This window comes from Streptomyces sp. UNOB3_S3 (assembly GCF_020740895.1).
GTDB lineage: Bacteria > Actinomycetota > Actinomycetes > Streptomycetales > Streptomycetaceae > Streptomyces.
This window is the reverse complement of the sequence record NZ_JAILXP010000147.1, coordinates 1-16,793: the sequence shown is the minus strand read 5'-3', so window position 1 is coordinate 16,793 and position 16,793 is coordinate 1. Positions and strand designations below refer to the sequence as shown.

At 67.3% G+C, this 16,793-nt stretch carries 11 protein-coding genes and 1 pseudogene; 4 read left to right on the top strand and 8 right to left on the bottom strand.

All coding sequences use genetic code 11. The features are described 5' to 3' along the window. Window positions 1-430: 430 nt before the first annotated feature. Window positions 431-640 carry a hypothetical protein gene (locus K6I33_RS17705; protein ID WP_229353270.1) on the top strand — a complete coding sequence of 70 codons (210 nt, stop codon included), beginning with the start codon at window positions 431-433 and terminating at the stop codon, window positions 638-640. Window positions 641-701: 61 nt separating this feature from the next. Here the strand turns inward: K6I33_RS17705 and K6I33_RS17700 are convergent, their stop codons facing one another. From K6I33_RS17700 to K6I33_RS17675, 6 genes are all read right to left on the bottom strand, one after another. After that, the gene (locus tag K6I33_RS17700; protein WP_229353268.1) at window positions 702-1,844 is read right to left on the bottom strand and encodes a hypothetical protein; all 1,143 of its coding nucleotides are present in this window, start codon (window positions 1,842-1,844) and stop codon (window positions 702-704) included. Between the two features lie 10 nt (window positions 1,845-1,854). Continuing rightward, complete coding sequence (locus K6I33_RS17695) at window positions 1,855-2,910, bottom strand: hypothetical protein (protein WP_229353265.1); 1,056 nt, start codon at window positions 2,908-2,910, stop codon at window positions 1,855-1,857. Continuing rightward, a complete protein-coding gene (locus K6I33_RS17690) occupies window positions 2,907-6,725 on the bottom strand; it encodes a hypothetical protein (protein WP_229353264.1) in 3,819 nt (1,272 codons plus the stop codon). The genes K6I33_RS17695 and K6I33_RS17690 overlap by 4 nt, the downstream gene beginning before the upstream one ends. Window positions 6,726-6,792: 67 nt before the next feature. Continuing rightward, window positions 6,793-9,039: a hypothetical protein gene (locus K6I33_RS17685; protein WP_229353262.1), complete on the bottom strand. Its 2,247-nt coding sequence runs from the start codon at window positions 9,037-9,039 to the stop codon at window positions 6,793-6,795. Next, on the bottom strand, window positions 9,040-11,916 hold the full coding sequence (locus K6I33_RS17680) for a chloramphenicol phosphotransferase CPT family protein (RefSeq protein ID WP_229353260.1): 2,877 nt from the start codon (window positions 11,914-11,916) through the stop codon (window positions 9,040-9,042). Next, complete coding sequence (locus K6I33_RS17675) at window positions 11,861-12,910, bottom strand: hypothetical protein (protein ID WP_229353258.1); 1,050 nt, start codon at window positions 12,908-12,910, stop codon at window positions 11,861-11,863. Before K6I33_RS17675 ends, K6I33_RS17680 begins: the two co-directional genes overlap by 56 nt. A 315-nt stretch (window positions 12,911-13,225) precedes the next feature. On the opposite strand from K6I33_RS17675, the gene K6I33_RS17670 reads away from it, so the two are divergent. From K6I33_RS17670 to K6I33_RS17660, 3 genes are all read left to right on the top strand, one after another. Then, window positions 13,226-13,927 carry a hypothetical protein gene (locus tag K6I33_RS17670; protein WP_229353256.1) on the top strand — a complete coding sequence of 234 codons (702 nt, stop codon included), beginning with the start codon at window positions 13,226-13,228 and terminating at the stop codon, window positions 13,925-13,927. A 283-nt stretch (window positions 13,928-14,210) separates the two neighbouring features. After that, window positions 14,211-15,077 (top strand): hypothetical protein, encoded by an 867-nt coding sequence (locus K6I33_RS17665; protein ID WP_229353255.1) that lies wholly within the window; start codon window positions 14,211-14,213, stop codon window positions 15,075-15,077. A 34-nt stretch (window positions 15,078-15,111) separates the two neighbouring features. Further along, on the top strand, window positions 15,112-15,651 hold the full coding sequence (locus K6I33_RS17660; RefSeq protein WP_229353253.1) for a hypothetical protein: 540 nt from the start codon (window positions 15,112-15,114) through the stop codon (window positions 15,649-15,651). 25 nt (window positions 15,652-15,676) lie between these two features. Here K6I33_RS17660 and K6I33_RS17655 read toward each other — a convergent pair whose 3' ends face one another. Together K6I33_RS17655 and K6I33_RS17650 are read right to left on the bottom strand one after the other, a co-directional pair. Then, window positions 15,677-16,441, bottom strand: coding sequence for a trypsin-like serine protease (locus K6I33_RS17655; protein ID WP_229353251.1), 765 nt, complete (start codon window positions 16,439-16,441; stop codon window positions 15,677-15,679). Between the two features lie 235 nt (window positions 16,442-16,676). Beyond that, window positions 16,677-16,793, bottom strand: a pseudogene (locus K6I33_RS17650) (IS5/IS1182 family transposase); the annotation flags it as partial.

Below are 16,793 nucleotides of genomic sequence, written 5' to 3'. Positions count from 1 at the left end.
GCGGAATCAGCGGCGCGAGCACCACCCACTCGGCATCAGACAAGTCCGTCGGATACGCAGCACGCAGGTCAGTCATCCCCGACCTCCCACCCCAGACAGGACTGCCAAGTCACCTACCCTGAACGGGACTTCTCAGACACCCTCTATCAATGCGACCGATCGACGCTGCGCTTCGAGTACGGACAGGATGAATCCGCGGAGTTCGCCCGCAGCAACCCCTCGGGCGCAAGCAACCGGCCACCGGCAGAAGGAACACCTGCGCAAGGCACCGTGAGCAAGCGGCAACCGCCCCCTATGCCAGACAGCCGACTCCATACGACCGGAGAGCAGGGCAACCTGCTGTGCATGTCCAACACTGAAGCAGGCGGCGGCGGAGGCTCGCAAGCGTGCGGAGGCGAAGGGGCTGACGGGTAAGAAGCTCGAGGAAGCCGTGGCCAAGGCCGTCGAGGCCGCCCGGGTTCCCTCCACCGGAACCAGTCTCTCCAGGGTCTTCGCGATCGGCGACACCCAGTACGCGGCGCCGCCGCGCGTAGGCGGGGCGGTCGGACGGGGCGCCGCATGCGTAGCCGAGCTGTTCGGTGTGATCAGCCAGATGCCTCACCTCTTCCTGACCTACGCGCACAAGAAGAACAAGGGCTGACGGCTGCGCGTGCCAAAGGCTCCCGGCGCGCGATGACGGAGCTTGCGCGGCGGCGGATGCGTCACCTGGTGAGGCGGCCGCCGCCGAAGGGGCGCCAGTCGAGGGTGACCAGGTACCACTTGTTGTCGGGGTCGGTGGCCGAGACGCTGGTGGTCACGGCGACGGCGTGGTCGGCGGGAACGGGGAGCGAGAGGGTTTGTTCGGTCAGTCCTGCCTGAGTGGTCATGGTGCACAGGGACGTCGGGCCCTTGTGCAGGTCGAGGGTGAGGGTGACGGCCTTGCCGCTGTCCTGGGAACGGGCGGTGGCCAGGAGCAGTCCGTCGGTGTCGGTGGTGATGCGCTCCGCGGGGGAAATGGGCTTGGCACGCCAGTCGCTGGGGGTGTAGCCGGTTACGGGTCCGCCGTTGGCGAGGGGACGGTTCAGGAGTCTGACGGCGCGGTCGGCGGTGAGCCGGGCGGCCTGGACCGCGGAGTTGGCGACGAGGACGGTACTGGTCAGTGAAGCCGTGACAGCGGGGCCTTTCTTCGGGGTGAGTTCGGCCTTCAGGAGACAGATGGTGTCATGGAGGGGGCTGAGTGCGTAGCTGGTCACGTTGGAGACGTTGACGCGGGGGCTTTCGCCGGTCGGGGTGCTGTGGGTGAGCCAGTAGACGGCGTCGGTCTGGGCCGGTCTCTGCGTCGTCCAGACCAGGTTGGTGGACGGGTGGTCGGCGTCGACCATGTAGGGGTCGGGGCGGAAGTCGCGGAAGACGAATTCCGGCGAGGTCTTGCTCAGGGACATCGGTCTGGTGCGGGGGGTGCCGCTGACGGACGGCTTCTCACAGGCGGTGACGGTGACTTGGCCTTCGGCTCCGTTGGCTGCGAGCCTGGTGAGGGTGAACGAGACGCTCGCCTTGTGGGGGACGTCGATTCCCTCGTCGTCCGAGGCTTTGATGCCGATCTCCAGCTGCCGGGTGGTGTCCAGGCGGTACGGCTCCCAGTCGGCGGGGACGTTGATTCCGATGTCGCCGGCTTTCTGGCCGGTCAGCTCCTTCTCGCCGGAGCCTTGGGGAATCCGCAGCGTGATGCGGTAGACGGTGACGGTCCGGCCTGTCCGGTTCTCGGCCTTCAGCGTGAGTTCGGTGTTCTTCGCCGTGGCGGCAAGGTGGTCGGGGACCAAGGTGTAGGTGAGGCGTGGCGGACTCTCGGCACCGGTGGTGGGCACGGGGACTCCTCTACTTCTTCTCTGTGAGGGCACCGCCGCCGAGGGGGAACCAGGTTGCTTGTGCACTCGGGTTGTTGCCGGTGAGCTTCAGCTCGAGCGTTGCGTCGGCTGGGACAGGCAGCTGAATGTTGACGGGTACGTTCGCGGCATCGGCGTTGAGGGTGCGTACCACCGCCGACTGGGACTGGGAGCCACTGGGCGAAACAGTGATCGTCAGGGTGGCGCGGGCGCCGTGCTGGGTGCTTGTCACCGATGCGGTCAGGAAGCCGTCGGTGGAGGACGTGTACGTCTTCGTCACGGCGGTGGTGGTGTCCAGAAAGGTGTTCGGGGTCTTCATCAACGTGGTGCGGCCGTTGACGGACAGCTTGCCGGCGCGGACGTCACCGCCGGCGACCGCGACGGCGGTCACTGCCCGGGCTTCCTTGTTCTGGGCTCCGGCGGCCTTGAGGAGGAAGGCGGTGGCCGCGTCGGTCAGGTCTTTCACCTCGAAGCTGCACTGGCCGTTGTTGTCCTGCGGCTCGATCTTCGGATCGCTCGGTGTCTTTCCGTCGGAACGCCACAGGTAATAGGCCGGTTTGGACTTGGGGCCCTGCCAGCTGAGGGTGACCGACGAGCCGTAGCCGACCTGTGCCTTCGCGGGTGCGAAACGGTCGATGGCGAAGTTGTTGCTCTGTTTGACCAGTTGATGGGTGGTCGTGTGTTCCGTGCCGTCGTCCAGGGTCGCGGCGACCGTGAAGCTGACCGGGCCGGGTTGGGCGCTGACGAGCAGGCCGGCAAGGTCGAGGTCCACGGCGGTTCCGTCGGTGTGGGGCTCGCGCCGGGCGAAGAGGGTGCCGGGTGTCGAGGTGTCCAGGTCCCAGCCGGGTGTGGACGTGATCAATCCGGCGGTGGTCGGGGTCAGGTCGTCGGGAGCTTCTCCCGTGGGAAGGGTGATGCGGATGCCGCGGCAGGGGCTGGGAGCGCTCACACTGACGCGAAGGGTGGCGGTTTCCAGGCCCCCGGGCGTGGTACAGATCAGCGTCCGGGGGGTGACGGTGACGCGGCAGTCGGTGGGAATGGCGGTCATGGCCTGTGGCCTTCCTCCCCTTCGATGGGCGGGGGCGTGGTGGGTGGTGGGGTGGTCCACGTGAGGTAGCCGTTGTGGGCGTCGGGAGGGCCGACGTCGAGTCGGGCCTCGGTGCTCGCCGCGGCGAGCGCGTAGTCCTCCCATTCCGTGGCCGGTGGCCGGGCGCGTGCGGTGAAGCCCCAGAGGCCGGCGGCGTCGGGGGTCGGCAGCGTCAGCCGGGGCCGCACCGGGGTGATGCCGGGTCGCGTGGACGCGGGCAGGACCCGGGCCAGAGCGGGCCCCAGGCGGACCGCGAGGGCGAGGCGTCCCAGATGGTCGGCGACGGCCTGGGGCGGCAGGCGGAAGCGGGCGACGGGCTGGATGTCGGTGTACGCGCTGATGTGGGCGTGGGGATCGAGCAGGGTGGTGAGGTAGGCGGCGTCGCCCGGCGCGACCCGGGGCGTGCGGGGCCGGGCGGCCACCGCGAGTTCCTCGCCGGCGACAACGGGGACGACGTAGTCACAGGCCGGTTCGGGCGGGCAGTGGACGGCGTGGAACGTGGTGTACGAGGTGGCGCCGGGTGAGGCCAGGGGGCCCGTGTAGTAGCCGATCAGTCCGTCGGTGCGGTCCCCGCCGGCGCCGAGGCGGACGGGCCAGCGTCGGCTGATGTAGCGGGGGTCGTTGTCCGTCGGCGTTTTGAAGGCGTTGTTCCAGGCGGGGTCGGTCAGTGGCGGGCCGTCGAGTTCCAGGTGCACCCGCAGGCGTACCAGGGCGAGGGGGCGGCCTGCGGCCAGGCTGGCGCCCAGGGTTGCGCTGCCCGGCCGGCGGGTGGTGGACAGCAGGCCGGCCTCCACGCTCTGGGCCAGGTCGGTCATCCGGAACGGGCGTTCGGTGGCGGGCTTGGTGCCGCCGGCGATGGCGTCGGGGTCCTCGTCGACCAGGGCATGCAGGAACCCGGCCAGTACGGGGTGGGCCGTGGTGAACGCGGGGCTGCGCAGGGACTGTGGCGTCAGGTAGGGAGAGCCGGGCAGGGGAATCCAGGTGACCGCGTCCCGGCTGCCGTCCTCGGCCGGGCCGGACAGGAAACGCACCTCGCCCAGCGGCCGGCCCGCAGGCCCGTACACGGCAAGGGCCCAGTGTTCGGCCGGGTGGCCGCCGGGGCCGGTGCGTCGAGCGACGAGCCAGCCGCCGACAGGGGTGTCCTTGGTCAGCATCGGGTCGCTGTCGGTGTCGATGGGCTTGTCCAGGTCGCCGACGGCGGCGGTGTGGGACAGCGGTGTCAGGCACAGACGGGCCGGCTGAACCAATCGGGGGGCAAGTTCGACGTACCGGTGGGTGTTCTGCTCTCCCGTGACGGCATGGCGGCTGATGAGGCTCTCGGAGCGGCGGACGCGGTAGTTCTGCTCGGTGCCTTCGTGGACGACCAGCACCCCGCGGCCGAACGTGTCGACGACATGCAGGCGGCCGAGCCGGACGTGGGCGGCCTGCACGGGCTGGTAGGCGCCGCGGGACGGATCGGGCACCAGCGGGTTCGCGGGCTTGAGGCGGTCGGGCAGTGGGGCTGCGGTGGAGGTCAGGAAGCCGACGGTCCGGTGGGTCAGCGCGGCTCGCAGTCCGGTCAGCTTCTGAGAGGCGAGGTTCCAGGTACCGGCCAGCTTGCGGAAGGCGGCGAACGCCTCGGCGGGGGCGTCGTACGGATAGGTGGCGCAGTGCGCGTCGATGCGCCGCTGCAAGGTGGTGGTGGGCACGGCGCTGATCAGGCTGCGGCCCTGCAGGTCGAACTGGGCGACGGCCGCGGTGTCGCCCTTAAGGTGGCGTCGGCTGCCGTCGAAGCGCCAGGTCTGTTGTCCGCCGGTGTCGAAGGGCAGCACCTGGCAGGTGATCTGCCAGGCCAGGGTCAGGGGCCGCCACGGCTGCTGCCAGACCGTGTCGGCGGCAGGCCAGGTGGCAGGCAGTGGTTTAGCCAGGCGCTCCTGCTCGGCGAGGCGTTTTCCGGTGGTCAGGTGACGGGCCTGCTGGAGGTAGTGGGAGGCGTGGTGGAGCACCCACAGCTCGCGGGCCAGGTTCTTCAACGCCGTGCGGGCGGCCTCGGGGGCGGAGGCAACCGCGTTGTCCCAGTGCGTGGGCAGGGGGAGTTGTTCGTTCGCCGGGGCGGTGAAGGTCCGTGCCGGGGAGGTGCCCTTGGCGGTCACCGAGGCGGTGGTGACCGGCTGATCGGCGTAGCGGCAGGGCAGGGGGGTCTCGCGGGCCAGGGAATCGCTCACGGGGGTGCCGGCGCCTCGCATCAGCAGGGTCGGGTCGGTGGGGGCGTAGAAGGGCTCGTGCGGTCCGGAGGTGAGTTTCCAGCCGGTCGGCAGTGCGGCTTGCAGCTTGGCTCGTGCGGTGTCACGGGCGGTGCGCAGAGCGGGCAGAGCGGCCAAGGCCGCCTCCAGGTCCTTCGCGGGGCCGTCCTTTCCGGGGTCGATGTGCTGCTTGGCCTTGTCGGTGTCGAAGGCGGGAGGGGTCTCCGCCTCGGCGTGCAGGTGTACCAGCCACCAGAGGTCGGTCACCTTGCGGCGCAGGACGGCCACCTCGTACTGCTGGTGGTCCAGGGTGCGTTGCGCCGTGTTCAGGGCGGCCAGTTTGGCCAGCAGCCCCGGGTCGTGGCTGATGCCGGCTCCCTCGTCGTCAGGGCTGAGAGGGGCGGCGGTCTCGGTGCGGGTGAGCTTCCACCAAGTGCCGTCCGGGCTGGGGGTGAACCAGTCGTGGTGGGTGGCGGCCTCGAGCACATCGGGTTCGTAGGCGGCGCCCACGGCCTTTTCCAGGGTGGACAGGTGCCCCGCGTGGAAGGCGTGGAAGGGTGCCGTGGCGCTGTGGCCGATGCCGTTGCCGGGCTGGGCAGGCAGGCTGTCCTTGACCAGGGCGGCCATGGCGTCGGCCATGTCGTGCCCGATGGCCACCTTGATGTCCTGGTGTCCGTCGGGGCGCTCGTCCGGCCAGGGCTTCCTGGCCTTGTCCCAGGTGAGCCCGAGGAGGGTGCCCGCGTACAGGGAACGGTCCTGGCCGGCGAAGGCGGGGGCGGGGCTGATGCTCCAGCCCAGGCGCCGCAGGGCCTGCTCGGCGCGGCCGGTGGTGGTGCTGTCGCAGAAGAAGGCGAGCAGGTCGTCGATCTGGCGGGCGGCGACCGGGTCGTCGTCGGCGGCGGTGTGCCAGCCGGCGACCAGGTAGCTGAGGTTGCCGTTGTCGAGGGCGGCCGGCTTGCCGGTGGCGTCGGCCAGGGGGTCGTGGAAGGAGAAGACGTCCTCGCAGTAGGGCTGGAAGGCGGCGAAGGCCGGCAGACCCGGGCCGAGGGCGGTCAGTGGCGCCACCCGCTGGTCGCCCGGTTCGCTCCAGCTGCCGCTGGTGGTCAGGGATCTGTTGCATCCCATCCACTGCTGCTTGCGGCCCACCTTGGAGGTGCCGCCCCCTTTCTTCCTCGATTTGGCGGACAGGTAGTCGCTGTAGACCAGCCATCCGTTCACCTGGGGGCTCTCCGTCACGGGCTGTTTGTCGCGGTGGTAGTGGCGCAGGATCAGCCATCGGTTGGGAACGGTGGGGTACCGCAAGGCGGCGTCCGGGCCTGTGGTCAGGTCGATGCGCCCTTTGCCGAGGGCTTCCGGCAGATGCCAGTGCAGGTAGACGCCCTGCTGCTCGGGCTTCTTGCCGAATTCCACGGCATCGGTGGGCCGGGGTTCGGGGTCTTTGTAGTCGCTGGTGAAGGCCAGCGGCAGTCTCCAGAAGGGATCGTTGGCCACCTCCGCGTTGACGAGCAGGCCATCGACGGTCATGGGGACGATGACGACCGGGGGGCTGGGCATGGGGGCTCTTCCTTGGCTGTGGGGCGCGGACTTCCGGGCAGCGGCGGCTCCCGCGGCGCAGGCCGCGTCAGGAGGGGACGAACTGGAGCATTCCTGCGCTGTTGAGCAGTTGCAGGGCCAGGCCGGCGGGGGTGAGGGTGTAGCCGGTGTCGTTCAGGGCGATGCGCAGTGCGGACTGGATCCTGTCCGTCAGAGGTGTGGTGCCCTCCGTGATGCGCAGCACCTCACTGGCGCGGGCGCTGGTGCCCCGTCTGCAGAGGTTGATGCCGGTGGCCTGGGCTGCCAGGGGGTTGCCGATGTCGCTTCCATGGGGCCTGCGCAGGTTCACCGCGCCGTCGCCGCTCATGCTGTCGATACCCATGCTCAAGCCGTGCGGAGGCTCGCGCACGATGATCTTGTCGGGCTGCCGGGCGTCGCACAGAAGCAGCATCGCGTCCGGCAGCGGTCGGCTGATGTGCGTGGTGACCGGGCTGCCGCTCTTGGTGGCCTCCACGATCAGCTCCGGCCAGTAGCGCACGAGAGGCGATCGGATCAGGCCTCCGAAGACCGGCAGCCGTGGCTCGCCCCGCGCGGTCAGCACCTCGTCGAGAAGCCCGTCGAGATAGAGGTCGAGGCGAGTGACGGCCCCGACGCTGCGGACGCCGGCGAGCAGGGCCCGCATCCACTGCGCGTCGATGTGGAAGAAGCGGGCGCTGTGCTCGGGCAGCATCCCGGCGTGCGGCACCAAGTGGTCGAAGGGCACCCGTGACATCCAGTCCACCGGCGGGCCGAAAGCTTCGGCCACCGCGTCGGCGTGTTCCTCGGCCACCGTCCGCAAGGCCTCGGCGAGCTCACCGGTGGCGGTCTCCGCACCGGTGCCGGGGCTCGTGGGCCGGGTGAGCAGGGCGTGTACGGCACGTTCCAGCCCGGCCAGGCCCCGGGCCGCGGAGGTCCGCTGCGGGTCGGTGGCCGGGGAGCCTGTGTCCGGGGCGGACGCGTCACCTGGTGTCCGTCTTTTGAGGCCGGTGTCGATGGCCTGCGCCAGGTTTCCCGCCACCAGGTTCTGGAATCGGCTGCGGGCGTCCCCTCCGGCGCCGGCCGGTCGGCAGGTGCGCTGGGCGGCGGCCAGGCCCTGGGCCCGGTGGTTCTCCAGGGCGCGCAGCAAGGAGGGGTGGGAGGCGCCGAGCAGCTGGCCGCAGGTGTAGGCGCATGCGTAGCTGACGTCCCAGATGCCGAAGCTTTCGAGGTAGACGAGTGCGGCGTCCGCGCTGCGCAGTGGTTCACGCCCTGCGGGCAGGGGCTGGGCGGGGCGGGCGGTGAAGGGGCCGCGGTACCACGCAGGGGTGTGTTCCCCGGTCGGCAGCCGGTGGACGACCGGGACGAAGCCTCCTGCCAGGCGTGCGGCCACGTGCTGGGCGACGTCGCCGGATCCGGCCTCGTGCGGCAGCCGCAGGAGGTTCTCGCTGCTGCTGGCGGAGGCCAGTTGCTGTGCCAGGGCGTGGAAGTCACTGTTGACGGCCGTCCCGCCTGCCGGGTCCGTGGTGAAGGACCACGACCACAGTGCGGCCAGGCGGACGGCTCTCGTGCCTTCCGGCACGGCGGTGTCGCCGCCGAGAAAGGTGTAGCCGGCGTAGCCCTCCAGTGAGACCAGTGCGGCCGTGTAGCGGCGGGCGGGCATGCGGGGGAAACGGCTGGTGGCGACGACGGCGCGGCGCCCGGTGGTGAATTCGTCCGTCTGGGTCCGCGAGGCGGCTACGTCACGGACGTGGGCCAGCCAGCGCAGCTCACCGGCTTTCGGCAGTACGTCGGCGAGGGCGTCGGCGCGCAGGTCCAGGATTCGGCACGGTCTGCCGTACAGGCCCATGGGAGGGGATGGGTCGAGCGCAGGGGCGAGGTAGTGGTTCGGTGGCGTGAGGAGGTCTTTGACGGTGCGTCCCGAGACCGGCTCGCGGGTGTCGGGGTTGGGCAGGACATCGTCGTCAGTGACGAGGATCAGGGCGAGCCAGGGGGTTTGCGGGTCGGCGGTCAGCGGCCGGGCCCAGGGCAGTCCGCCGTGTTCCAGGACCACGTGGGGCAGGGTCATGTCGAAGCGGCCCGTCGCGGTGGGCGGGGGGTGGACGGCCGCGATGCCGGCGGGCTCCAGGGCGAAACGCGGGGCGGCGACGGTGAAGGCGAGGGAGTCGGAAAGGGTGCCGAGCACGGTCGCTCCCTCACTGACCGGCTGGGTGGCGGTGAGGGTGTACGTGCCTGGGCTCAGGGCCGGCTGGTCCTGACTGGCGAAGGTGACACCGAGGTCCGTGGGGGCGGCCGGGTGCACCACTGTCGGGTCGGTCATTCAGTCCTTGCCAGAAGTCGGGACGAGCATCGGGTCGCAGGTCACGGTGGACCACAGGCGCGAGACGTAGCCGGTCAACGGGTCCAGCGGCGGCATCGCCGCGGTGCCGGGGGCCAGACCGAGCGCCGTCCACCGCGCGTACAGCTCTTCCCGGGCCCGCCGTGCTTTTTCCGTGGCCAAGGTCGAGGCGACCTGGCCGCGGCTGCCGTCGGTGGGTTTGCTGCCGGATGGGTTGTCCGGGCCGGGCACGCGGCCGCTCCTCCCTGATTCCGCCTCCAGGCGGGTCTTGGGGATCGGGCCGATGAGCGGATCGGTGCGGGTGGGCGGTGGCGGCACGAGCCTGGCGCCGATGACCTGTCCTGGCAGGAGTTCCGTGTCAGGCCGGACCGGTGGGGAGGCGGAGGGGCCCAGAGGGGCGCCCCAGGCACTGACCGGCAGGCCGCCGTGCTGGGGTGCCACGCCCCACCGGGCGAGACTGATCACGGCCCCGGTGGCCGCCTTCAGGATCAGCGTGCATCCGGCCGTGACCGCCGTCCTGTTCATCGGGCGGATCGGAACGGTGGCCGTCGGCGTGCCTGCCACCGTGGTGTGGGAACCGTCTCCGGTCCGGACCTGCAGGTGAGTGCAAGGGGCCGGGGTACGCACCGACAGCGCCAGCTGCGCGAGGGCGACCTGTGGAGTCTTGTTCTTGCCGCCCTCGCCGGGCTGCTGTTCCTGCAGGAGGCCGCCGGCCACACCGGCCTGCAGCGTCGCCCCGGCCAGCACCTTGCCGCGGAAGGCGTCCCAGGAGAGTGCGTCGACAGCGGTCGGGCGCGGGCCGCCGAAGCGCACGTACACATCGGGGACCACCGGCAGCTTCAGATGGGCCACCCCGCCGGTCGGTGGCCCCCACAAAGTCAGCTCGACGTCCAGCTCCAAGTGGTGGGTGCCCATGAACCGGATCTCCACGCCGACGGTGACGCCGATGAAGGCCTCGAAGCGGAACGGCTCCCACTGCACGGTGGCATGCAGCTCCGCCCGGAGCCAGGCCGATACGCGGGAAGAGGAGTACTCCACCCGCAGCATGCCGCCCACTTGCAGCATGGACGGTGTCACCGCCGCGTACGCCTCACCGCGGACGACGACCGCACTGCTGGGCTGCCAGTTGACCCCGACCCGTTCCAGGCCCTTCGGGTAGTGCGGAGACGGCCGGTACGCGGGATGGTAGCCACCGAAGGTGATCACGAAGTCGCCCGTGTGTGCGGAGGGTGGAACCCAGGTGCACACCGCGAACTCGCCCTGGATCTTGCAGTCCTTGCTCACCAGGTAGGACTGGCCGGGATCCAGGGCCCCCGAGACCGACAGTTCGCCGGTGGACAGCCGGTAGACGGCGCGCAGTCCCAGGGTCAGGCTGGCGTAGGGGTTGTCATTCTGCGGAAAGCGGGCACGGGCCACCCCCAGCAGGGCCACCATCACGTCCCCCGGTGCCACCTGTACGGCCACCACGGCGGAGCATTCGACGACCTTGAAGACGGTGAACCGGGCGCCGACGGCCACCCAGACGTGGTCGCCGGCCGGTGTGACCAGCGAACCGAGTTTCTTCAGCACCGCCGCGGCACCGGAGGTGACCGGCATCGCCTTCTCGTCGCCGATCCCCGCCACCAGCGGGTACCGCGGCACCTCGGCGGCCTTCTCCGGGACGGCCAGACAGGAGTTGTAGCCGAAGCCGCCCAGCAGGCCGGTCACCACTACCGGTCCCAGCGGCAGTTGCAGTCCCGTGACCTGGCCGACGACGAACACCGTGACCCGGCCGTCGGTCATCTCCCCGTACATGCCGGCCGCCAGGAACCCGATCTGCGGCGTGGTGACCACCAGAATCCCGCTGACCAGCAGTCGGAGCGGCGGCTTCGGTCGCGTCTCCCGTACGAGCGCGCCCGCCACTCGCACCGGACCGGCCGTGTACGACAGGCCCAGTCCGTCCAGCGTTCCCTCCACCGCCAGCGAGCGGCCTAACGTCACCCCCATGCCCAGACCGACCGCGTCGAAGACCAGGCCCACCGCCCCCAGCGAAGCGTCGATTAGCAGCCACAGGCGCTTGGGCGAGGTGGTGTAGGCCACGCCCACCCGGTGCACCTGCAACGGCCCCAGCGCCCGCCGTACGTCCACCCACGTCGCCGCCTGCACGGCCCGCCCAGTGCCGGTCGCCTCCCCGGTCCCGCTGTCCTCCGCGTCCGGGATCGAGGGCCCATCGGCCGCCGAACCCCACCATTGGCCCTGCGCACGGGGCTGCGACGGTTCCCCATCAGGTCCGGCCGTATCCTCCGGGAGCAGTTCGGCCGCGGTGCCGGGAGTTCCGGCTTCCCGGGTACCGTCGCTGCCCAGCGCCCTCCACACCCTGACCGGGGTGCCGGCCATGTTCACCTCGGCGCCCACCGATGCCCGTTTCGCCAGGAGGGCGGTGTCCAGCTGCGGCAGTGCGTTTCCGCCCGCACCGTTCAGCAGTGACTGCAGCCGATCCACCAGATCCTTGCCAGGAGCCTTCGTCCCCGACCGGGCAACGAGCGCCAGGCGCGACAGCGCGGCGGCGTTCACCGGGATCTTCGGCCCCACCACGGGCAGCGCCATCAGCGAGATGGCCGGTGCCACACCGGCCACTGCCAGCGTCATGCGGCCGTCGGCCGCATGGTGCGCCGAGGCGATTCCCGCCTGCCATTGGCGACCGTCGGCCGTACCCGTCAACGCGAGTCCCAGTCCGGCCTTTCCACTGGAAGGGAACTCCAGACGCAGCGACGCCGAGGTCAGCGTCGCCACCGCCTCCGTGGGCAGCTGGTCCCACACACCGTCAGTCACTGAAAAGCGCCGTGAAGCAGGAACTGTTGCCCCAGTTGTCGCGGACACCCGGCGGCTTGCCAGCAGACGCCGTGAACGTCTTCAACAGTGACGGCGTCGTCGGGTCGACTTCGAACAGCTCGAGATTCGCGCTGTCCTTCCCACGGAACACCCAAAGGTTCTGGGTAGCCGGGTCCACTGCCGCGCCCGCGCACAAGGAGCCGGCAGACGTCAGGTCGAGCGTTTTTCTGCTGGACGGGTCAGTTGTCACATACCGCACGGCTTGCAGTTTTCCGCCGTTGTTTTCGACCGTGCAGCAGTAGACCGTACCGGATTTATCGCTGAAGACCGGCGGGCAACACAACGTACCCGCATTGGGGAAGGAGATGAGACTTCCCTTGCTGTTCAGCAGATTCAAGCGCTGAAGCGTGCCGTCTCCAGCCACGAATACGTAGCTGCTCGATGCGTCGACTGCAACGAATCTACTGCTGGCATGCACGTCGATGGTCGGGTCGATCAGCAGACCGGCGGATGATCCACCACCGGACATTTCTCCTGCATAGAGCTGCCGGTTTCCTCCATTCGTGTGACCCGAGAGGGCAAAGAATTTTTTATTGCTGCCGGCTTTTCCTACTGCCAGGTCGGTGACGCCTTGCGACCATGAGCTGTTGAAATCGTAGTGCGTCGGGGACCTGCTCCCTTTTCGGGTACCGTTGACAGGCTCGGTGTAGAGCCTGACGTCACCCCTGTCGGACAGTCCCACGTAGAGGTTCCCGTCCTGAGCGAAACAGCAAGCGGATCGTGCGGGCTCGTCGATGAATCCACCGCCGCCGCTCCGACCGATCTCCATCATTGCCGCGCGGTCGAACATAGCTGCCCTCATATAGGCCAGCCCGTTACTCTGGTCCGGTGCGACTTTGTCGTACCTGGAAAAACCGTACAACTTTTCATCGCCGGCGCCAGAAGCAGTCGGTGAGGGATCCTGCGCCGTGGATACATAATCGTCCCCTCCCCCCAACAGGACGCTACCTTTATCCGTCCGGATGGTCTGCAGCCATCCCACGACTGCTCCTTCGGTACGGCTCCCATCTTTACGCCAATAGCGATACATTGCAATAATCGTAATTTTTTCCAAAACTTTCCTTTCGCTGGCTGGAAATCCATTGCCCCACCATGCATCAGAGTATGGCGTATCCCCTTCCCGTATTGCCGCAACCAGTCGACAGGGCATGCCGGACCGATTCGCCATCACTCTTCCTGGTGAACGTACGGCGTGGCGGCACGGGCCGGCTCCGGGTCGAAGTACCGTTCAGCGGCGACATTTACCGACGGGCAGTACGAGACGTTCCGCGTCGGAGAAGATGGAAGAGGGACGACTGTGAAGAAAGCCCCCACCGCCCTGGCAGCAGGCAGGGGTCCTGACGGCGAGCCGCTCGTCTACGCGTTCTACGACAGCATGGTGCGCAGAATCCTGCAGGACGAGGTCACGGGGAAGCCCATCGAAACATGGAAGAAGGCAGGAGAGGGACACCGCTATCCGTTCAGCGCCCAACCCATCAGATATTCGGCGTTGTGGCCCGAGCTCGTCGAGGGGTTCGATGGGAAGAGCCCCGTGGGCACCTACCGACGCGACGAAAAGATCGCGGATGTGTACTACACCTTCCACGCCCTGCAGGTACACAACTCCGCCTACCGATTGGTCTCTTGGCACCACCAAACAAAAAAGCGCCAGGAAGCGTTGAAGCGCGATCTTCCGCAGCTGCCTTCCGGCTTTACGCTCACTGCAGCGTGCGAGGCCTCCGACAGTAATGTGCTGTTGTGGGGGAAGACAGCACAACAAGCCTGCATCTACTGCGTATGGAACCCCTCCACGGGGTTGGTGGGAAAACCGGTCACCGGCCCTGTGCCCAAGACAGTGACGGCTGCCTTCCTCGGCTACGATAAATCTGCCGGCGAGCGGGTTACACGTTTGTACGCAGACAAGAGCGAGCACGCGTTCACCGCGAAGAGAAAGGGCACCTCTTACGTGTTCACCCCGGCGTCGGCACCCCAATTTCTTGCGGCAGCGGAGAAGGGATAAGCAGCCGACCACAGCGAGGACCCCGCTCACCGAGAACGGAATAGCCGGCATTATGGGCAAAGTCTTTATTTACGGAAACTGGCAGTACCTGAGCGTCATGGGAAGGTGGTCGCACCGATTTTTTGAGACGCCGCTCAACGCGGGCCTCGGACCACACTCTCCGAGATCGGTCGAGGAAGACACCCCGGAGGAGTTCGGGAACGGGGGACCTGGGGAGGAGATCATCCGATACTCCAAGATCGCTCCTGACAGTGTGAACCGACTTCTCTATGGACACCGGCCTGTGGGCTACGGAGCCGACAACCGATACCTGTCCGAGTTGAATACGGCATGGGATTTCGAGGAAGGAGACCCCTTCAATTCGGCACATTTCTTTCCGCCGGACGGGCGTCTGTATGTGGGGCACAACAGCAAGGGCGAGGTCAGCAGCTACAAGGGACCCGTCTCCGGCACACGCAAAGGGCAGAAAGGTGCGACCTTCTATCATTTCAGCGACGACTGGACGAAAGGGGTCACCGACCTTGCGGTCGGACAGTCGGGAGAGACAAAGAAATTCTTTGCCCTCTCGGGGCACTCTCATACGTCCGGAAATCGCCTCCTCTTCGCAGGAACCATGACCACCCCCGGAACGGGAGCGGGCCCGACGGTCGACCCGACCATCGAAGTACACGGAAATAGCCGTTTCGTTGCGGTCGATCCGTCGAACAGCTACGTGTTCATCGGCGGCGACCGAACCCTGCAGCGTTTGAACCTGATGAGCCCATCGGGCAGCCTCGTCGATTTTCCCGGCGTCGGAACGCTGTGCTGTCCGCCGACCTTCTGCGAGAAAGACGGTTCCGTCTACTGCTGCACAGTCGAGAACAACAACGGGCAGCTCCAAGCCGTGCGGTACAAGACCACGGACCCCTCGAGTCGCAAGCCACACACACTCACCAGCACCCCGTCGATCTCCGCAGGGGCAGCCGTCAACCCGACGACACAGAACCTCTGGGTCATCCAGGCCAAGAACGTCACAACTCTCAATCTATTCGAGGTCGATCCCGGCACGCTGTCCGTCCTGAAGCACCACACCCAAGCGATTCCGGTGGAACCGGACCGGCTGGACCAGTGGATGACCAACTCCTGCTACACAGCAATCTTTGCCCCCTGATCCCCTGCAGGGGCGTTCACCCACTTGGAGTGATATGACCACAAAACCTGAGCCTTACCCGCATCCGGTTCGCATCGGTGACAAGACCTTCAAACTCCGTACCGTCCCGTACGGCACGAAGACCATCGTGCAGACAGGCGAGATCAAGAACGTTAAATTCTCCCACCTCTCCGAATGGATGCAGGCGACATGGGGAAAAGAGTGCGCGCTCCCCGACCACCTGAAGGACGTTGACATCAGGTCCCTCTCCCTGGGTATCAAGACGACCCGGTCGGGGGGATCACAAACACGGGAATTCACTTTCCGTGCATCGTTCAGTTTTCGCGCGGACATCGGAACGTCGGTGCACATTACATCCCTGCATGTGCACTACCGGTCGACCAAGGAATTCACGCTGGAAGTTATGCTGAGCTTGCCCGTCAAGGTAGGACCGAAGAAGCCCTTGATGAAATTCACCGGCATGCTGTCGAAAAAAGCCGACAGCTGGGTGATCGACGCGGCGTGGTCCCTCCCGGCGGGACAGGAAGGTGTTCGACTGACGGAGGTGGCCAGTGCGTTCAACCTCACCAGGTAATGGAACCGGCAAGTAAACAGAGAGATCAGTCAACAGTCATCAGTGTCGCGTAGAACTTGTAGAGGACGCCCAGGGCCGTCCCTCCCGCCTTGACCGGCTTCTTGGGGCAGTCGTCGAGCACGGTGCCGCTGACCGCGGCGGAAACTACGAGGGTTCCCTCTCCATCAGAGACGACAAGGGGGCCACCCGAGTCACTTTCGCAGGCCACCTGTTTCTTATCACTACTTACGGCCACAGCATAGTAAGGGTTTGGATTTTTGAGTTTTGCGGTTGTTACCGGGAGTTTGCGGATACTCTTTCCGATACGATCGTCCGGGGTCTCCCCACTTGCATAGATGACCCCTGTTTCGGGTGGGGCGGGCGCGGACAATGCGACCGGCAGGGCCGCTTCCTTTTTGAAGCGCTGCTCCAGAATGAGCATAGCGACGTCACCGTGATCGTCATCCGCGAGACTCACCGGGGCGTTTTTAGTGGTGACCTTTTCCAGATAGTCGGCGTGACTACCCTGAAATATGGTGTAGGTTCCGTGGATGATCTGCTCCTCATCACCCCTGATGCAGTGGTCCGCTGTGGCGATACGGGTGGGGGAAGTCAGGACGCCACTGCACTTGATCACCTTGCCCTTGTTGTTCTTCGGTCCAACGATCGTGACAAACCAAGGAGCTTCGGCGGGTTTGACTTTCTCCGGATCTCCAGTGAACGCGGCAGCGTGCGGAGCACTTACCCAGAGGGGAAGGAGCGTGGCCGCCGCGCAACAGCAGCTCAGTGTGCGGAACGAGCGGTGAGACATGGTCCGGTTGTCCTTCCAGCAGGGCACTCTCGTGGCAGTGCCCATCCACGGGACGGGCACACGCGCCCCTACGGAAATCGGATAGGCCTGGCACAGATCTTGGATGCTGTTTGGCGACCTTGTTTCGAGGGCGGCCGCACTGCCGGAGTCATTGACTGATTCCCAGTCTAACGATGCACGCGTCGCCCCGGCATGTTCACAGAGCCAACTTGATTGACGACCGGCCTAACAACAGCTAACAGAATGAGTTGATCTGTCTGAGGGTGATGAGGCAGCAGGCGAGGCGGAGGAAGGCTTCATGGATGTCGGCTCGTCGTTCCCAGCGGATGCGGAGGCGTTTGAAGCCATGCAG

Coding starts and splice junctions, on each gene's coding strand:
- K6I33_RS17695 (WP_229353265.1), bottom strand. CDS start 2,910: ATGACCGCCATTCCCACCGACTGCCGCGTCACCGTCACCCCCCGGACG.
- K6I33_RS17690 (WP_229353264.1), bottom strand. CDS start 6,725: ATGCCCAGCCCCCCGGTCGTCATCGTCCCCATGACCGTCGATGGCCTG.
- K6I33_RS17685 (WP_229353262.1), bottom strand. CDS start 9,039: ATGACCGACCCGACAGTGGTGCACCCGGCCGCCCCCACGGACCTCGGT.
- K6I33_RS17660 (WP_229353253.1), top strand. CDS start 15,112: ATGACCACAAAACCTGAGCCTTACCCGCATCCGGTTCGCATCGGTGAC.
- K6I33_RS17655 (WP_229353251.1), bottom strand. CDS start 16,441: ATGTCTCACCGCTCGTTCCGCACACTGAGCTGCTGTTGCGCGGCGGCC.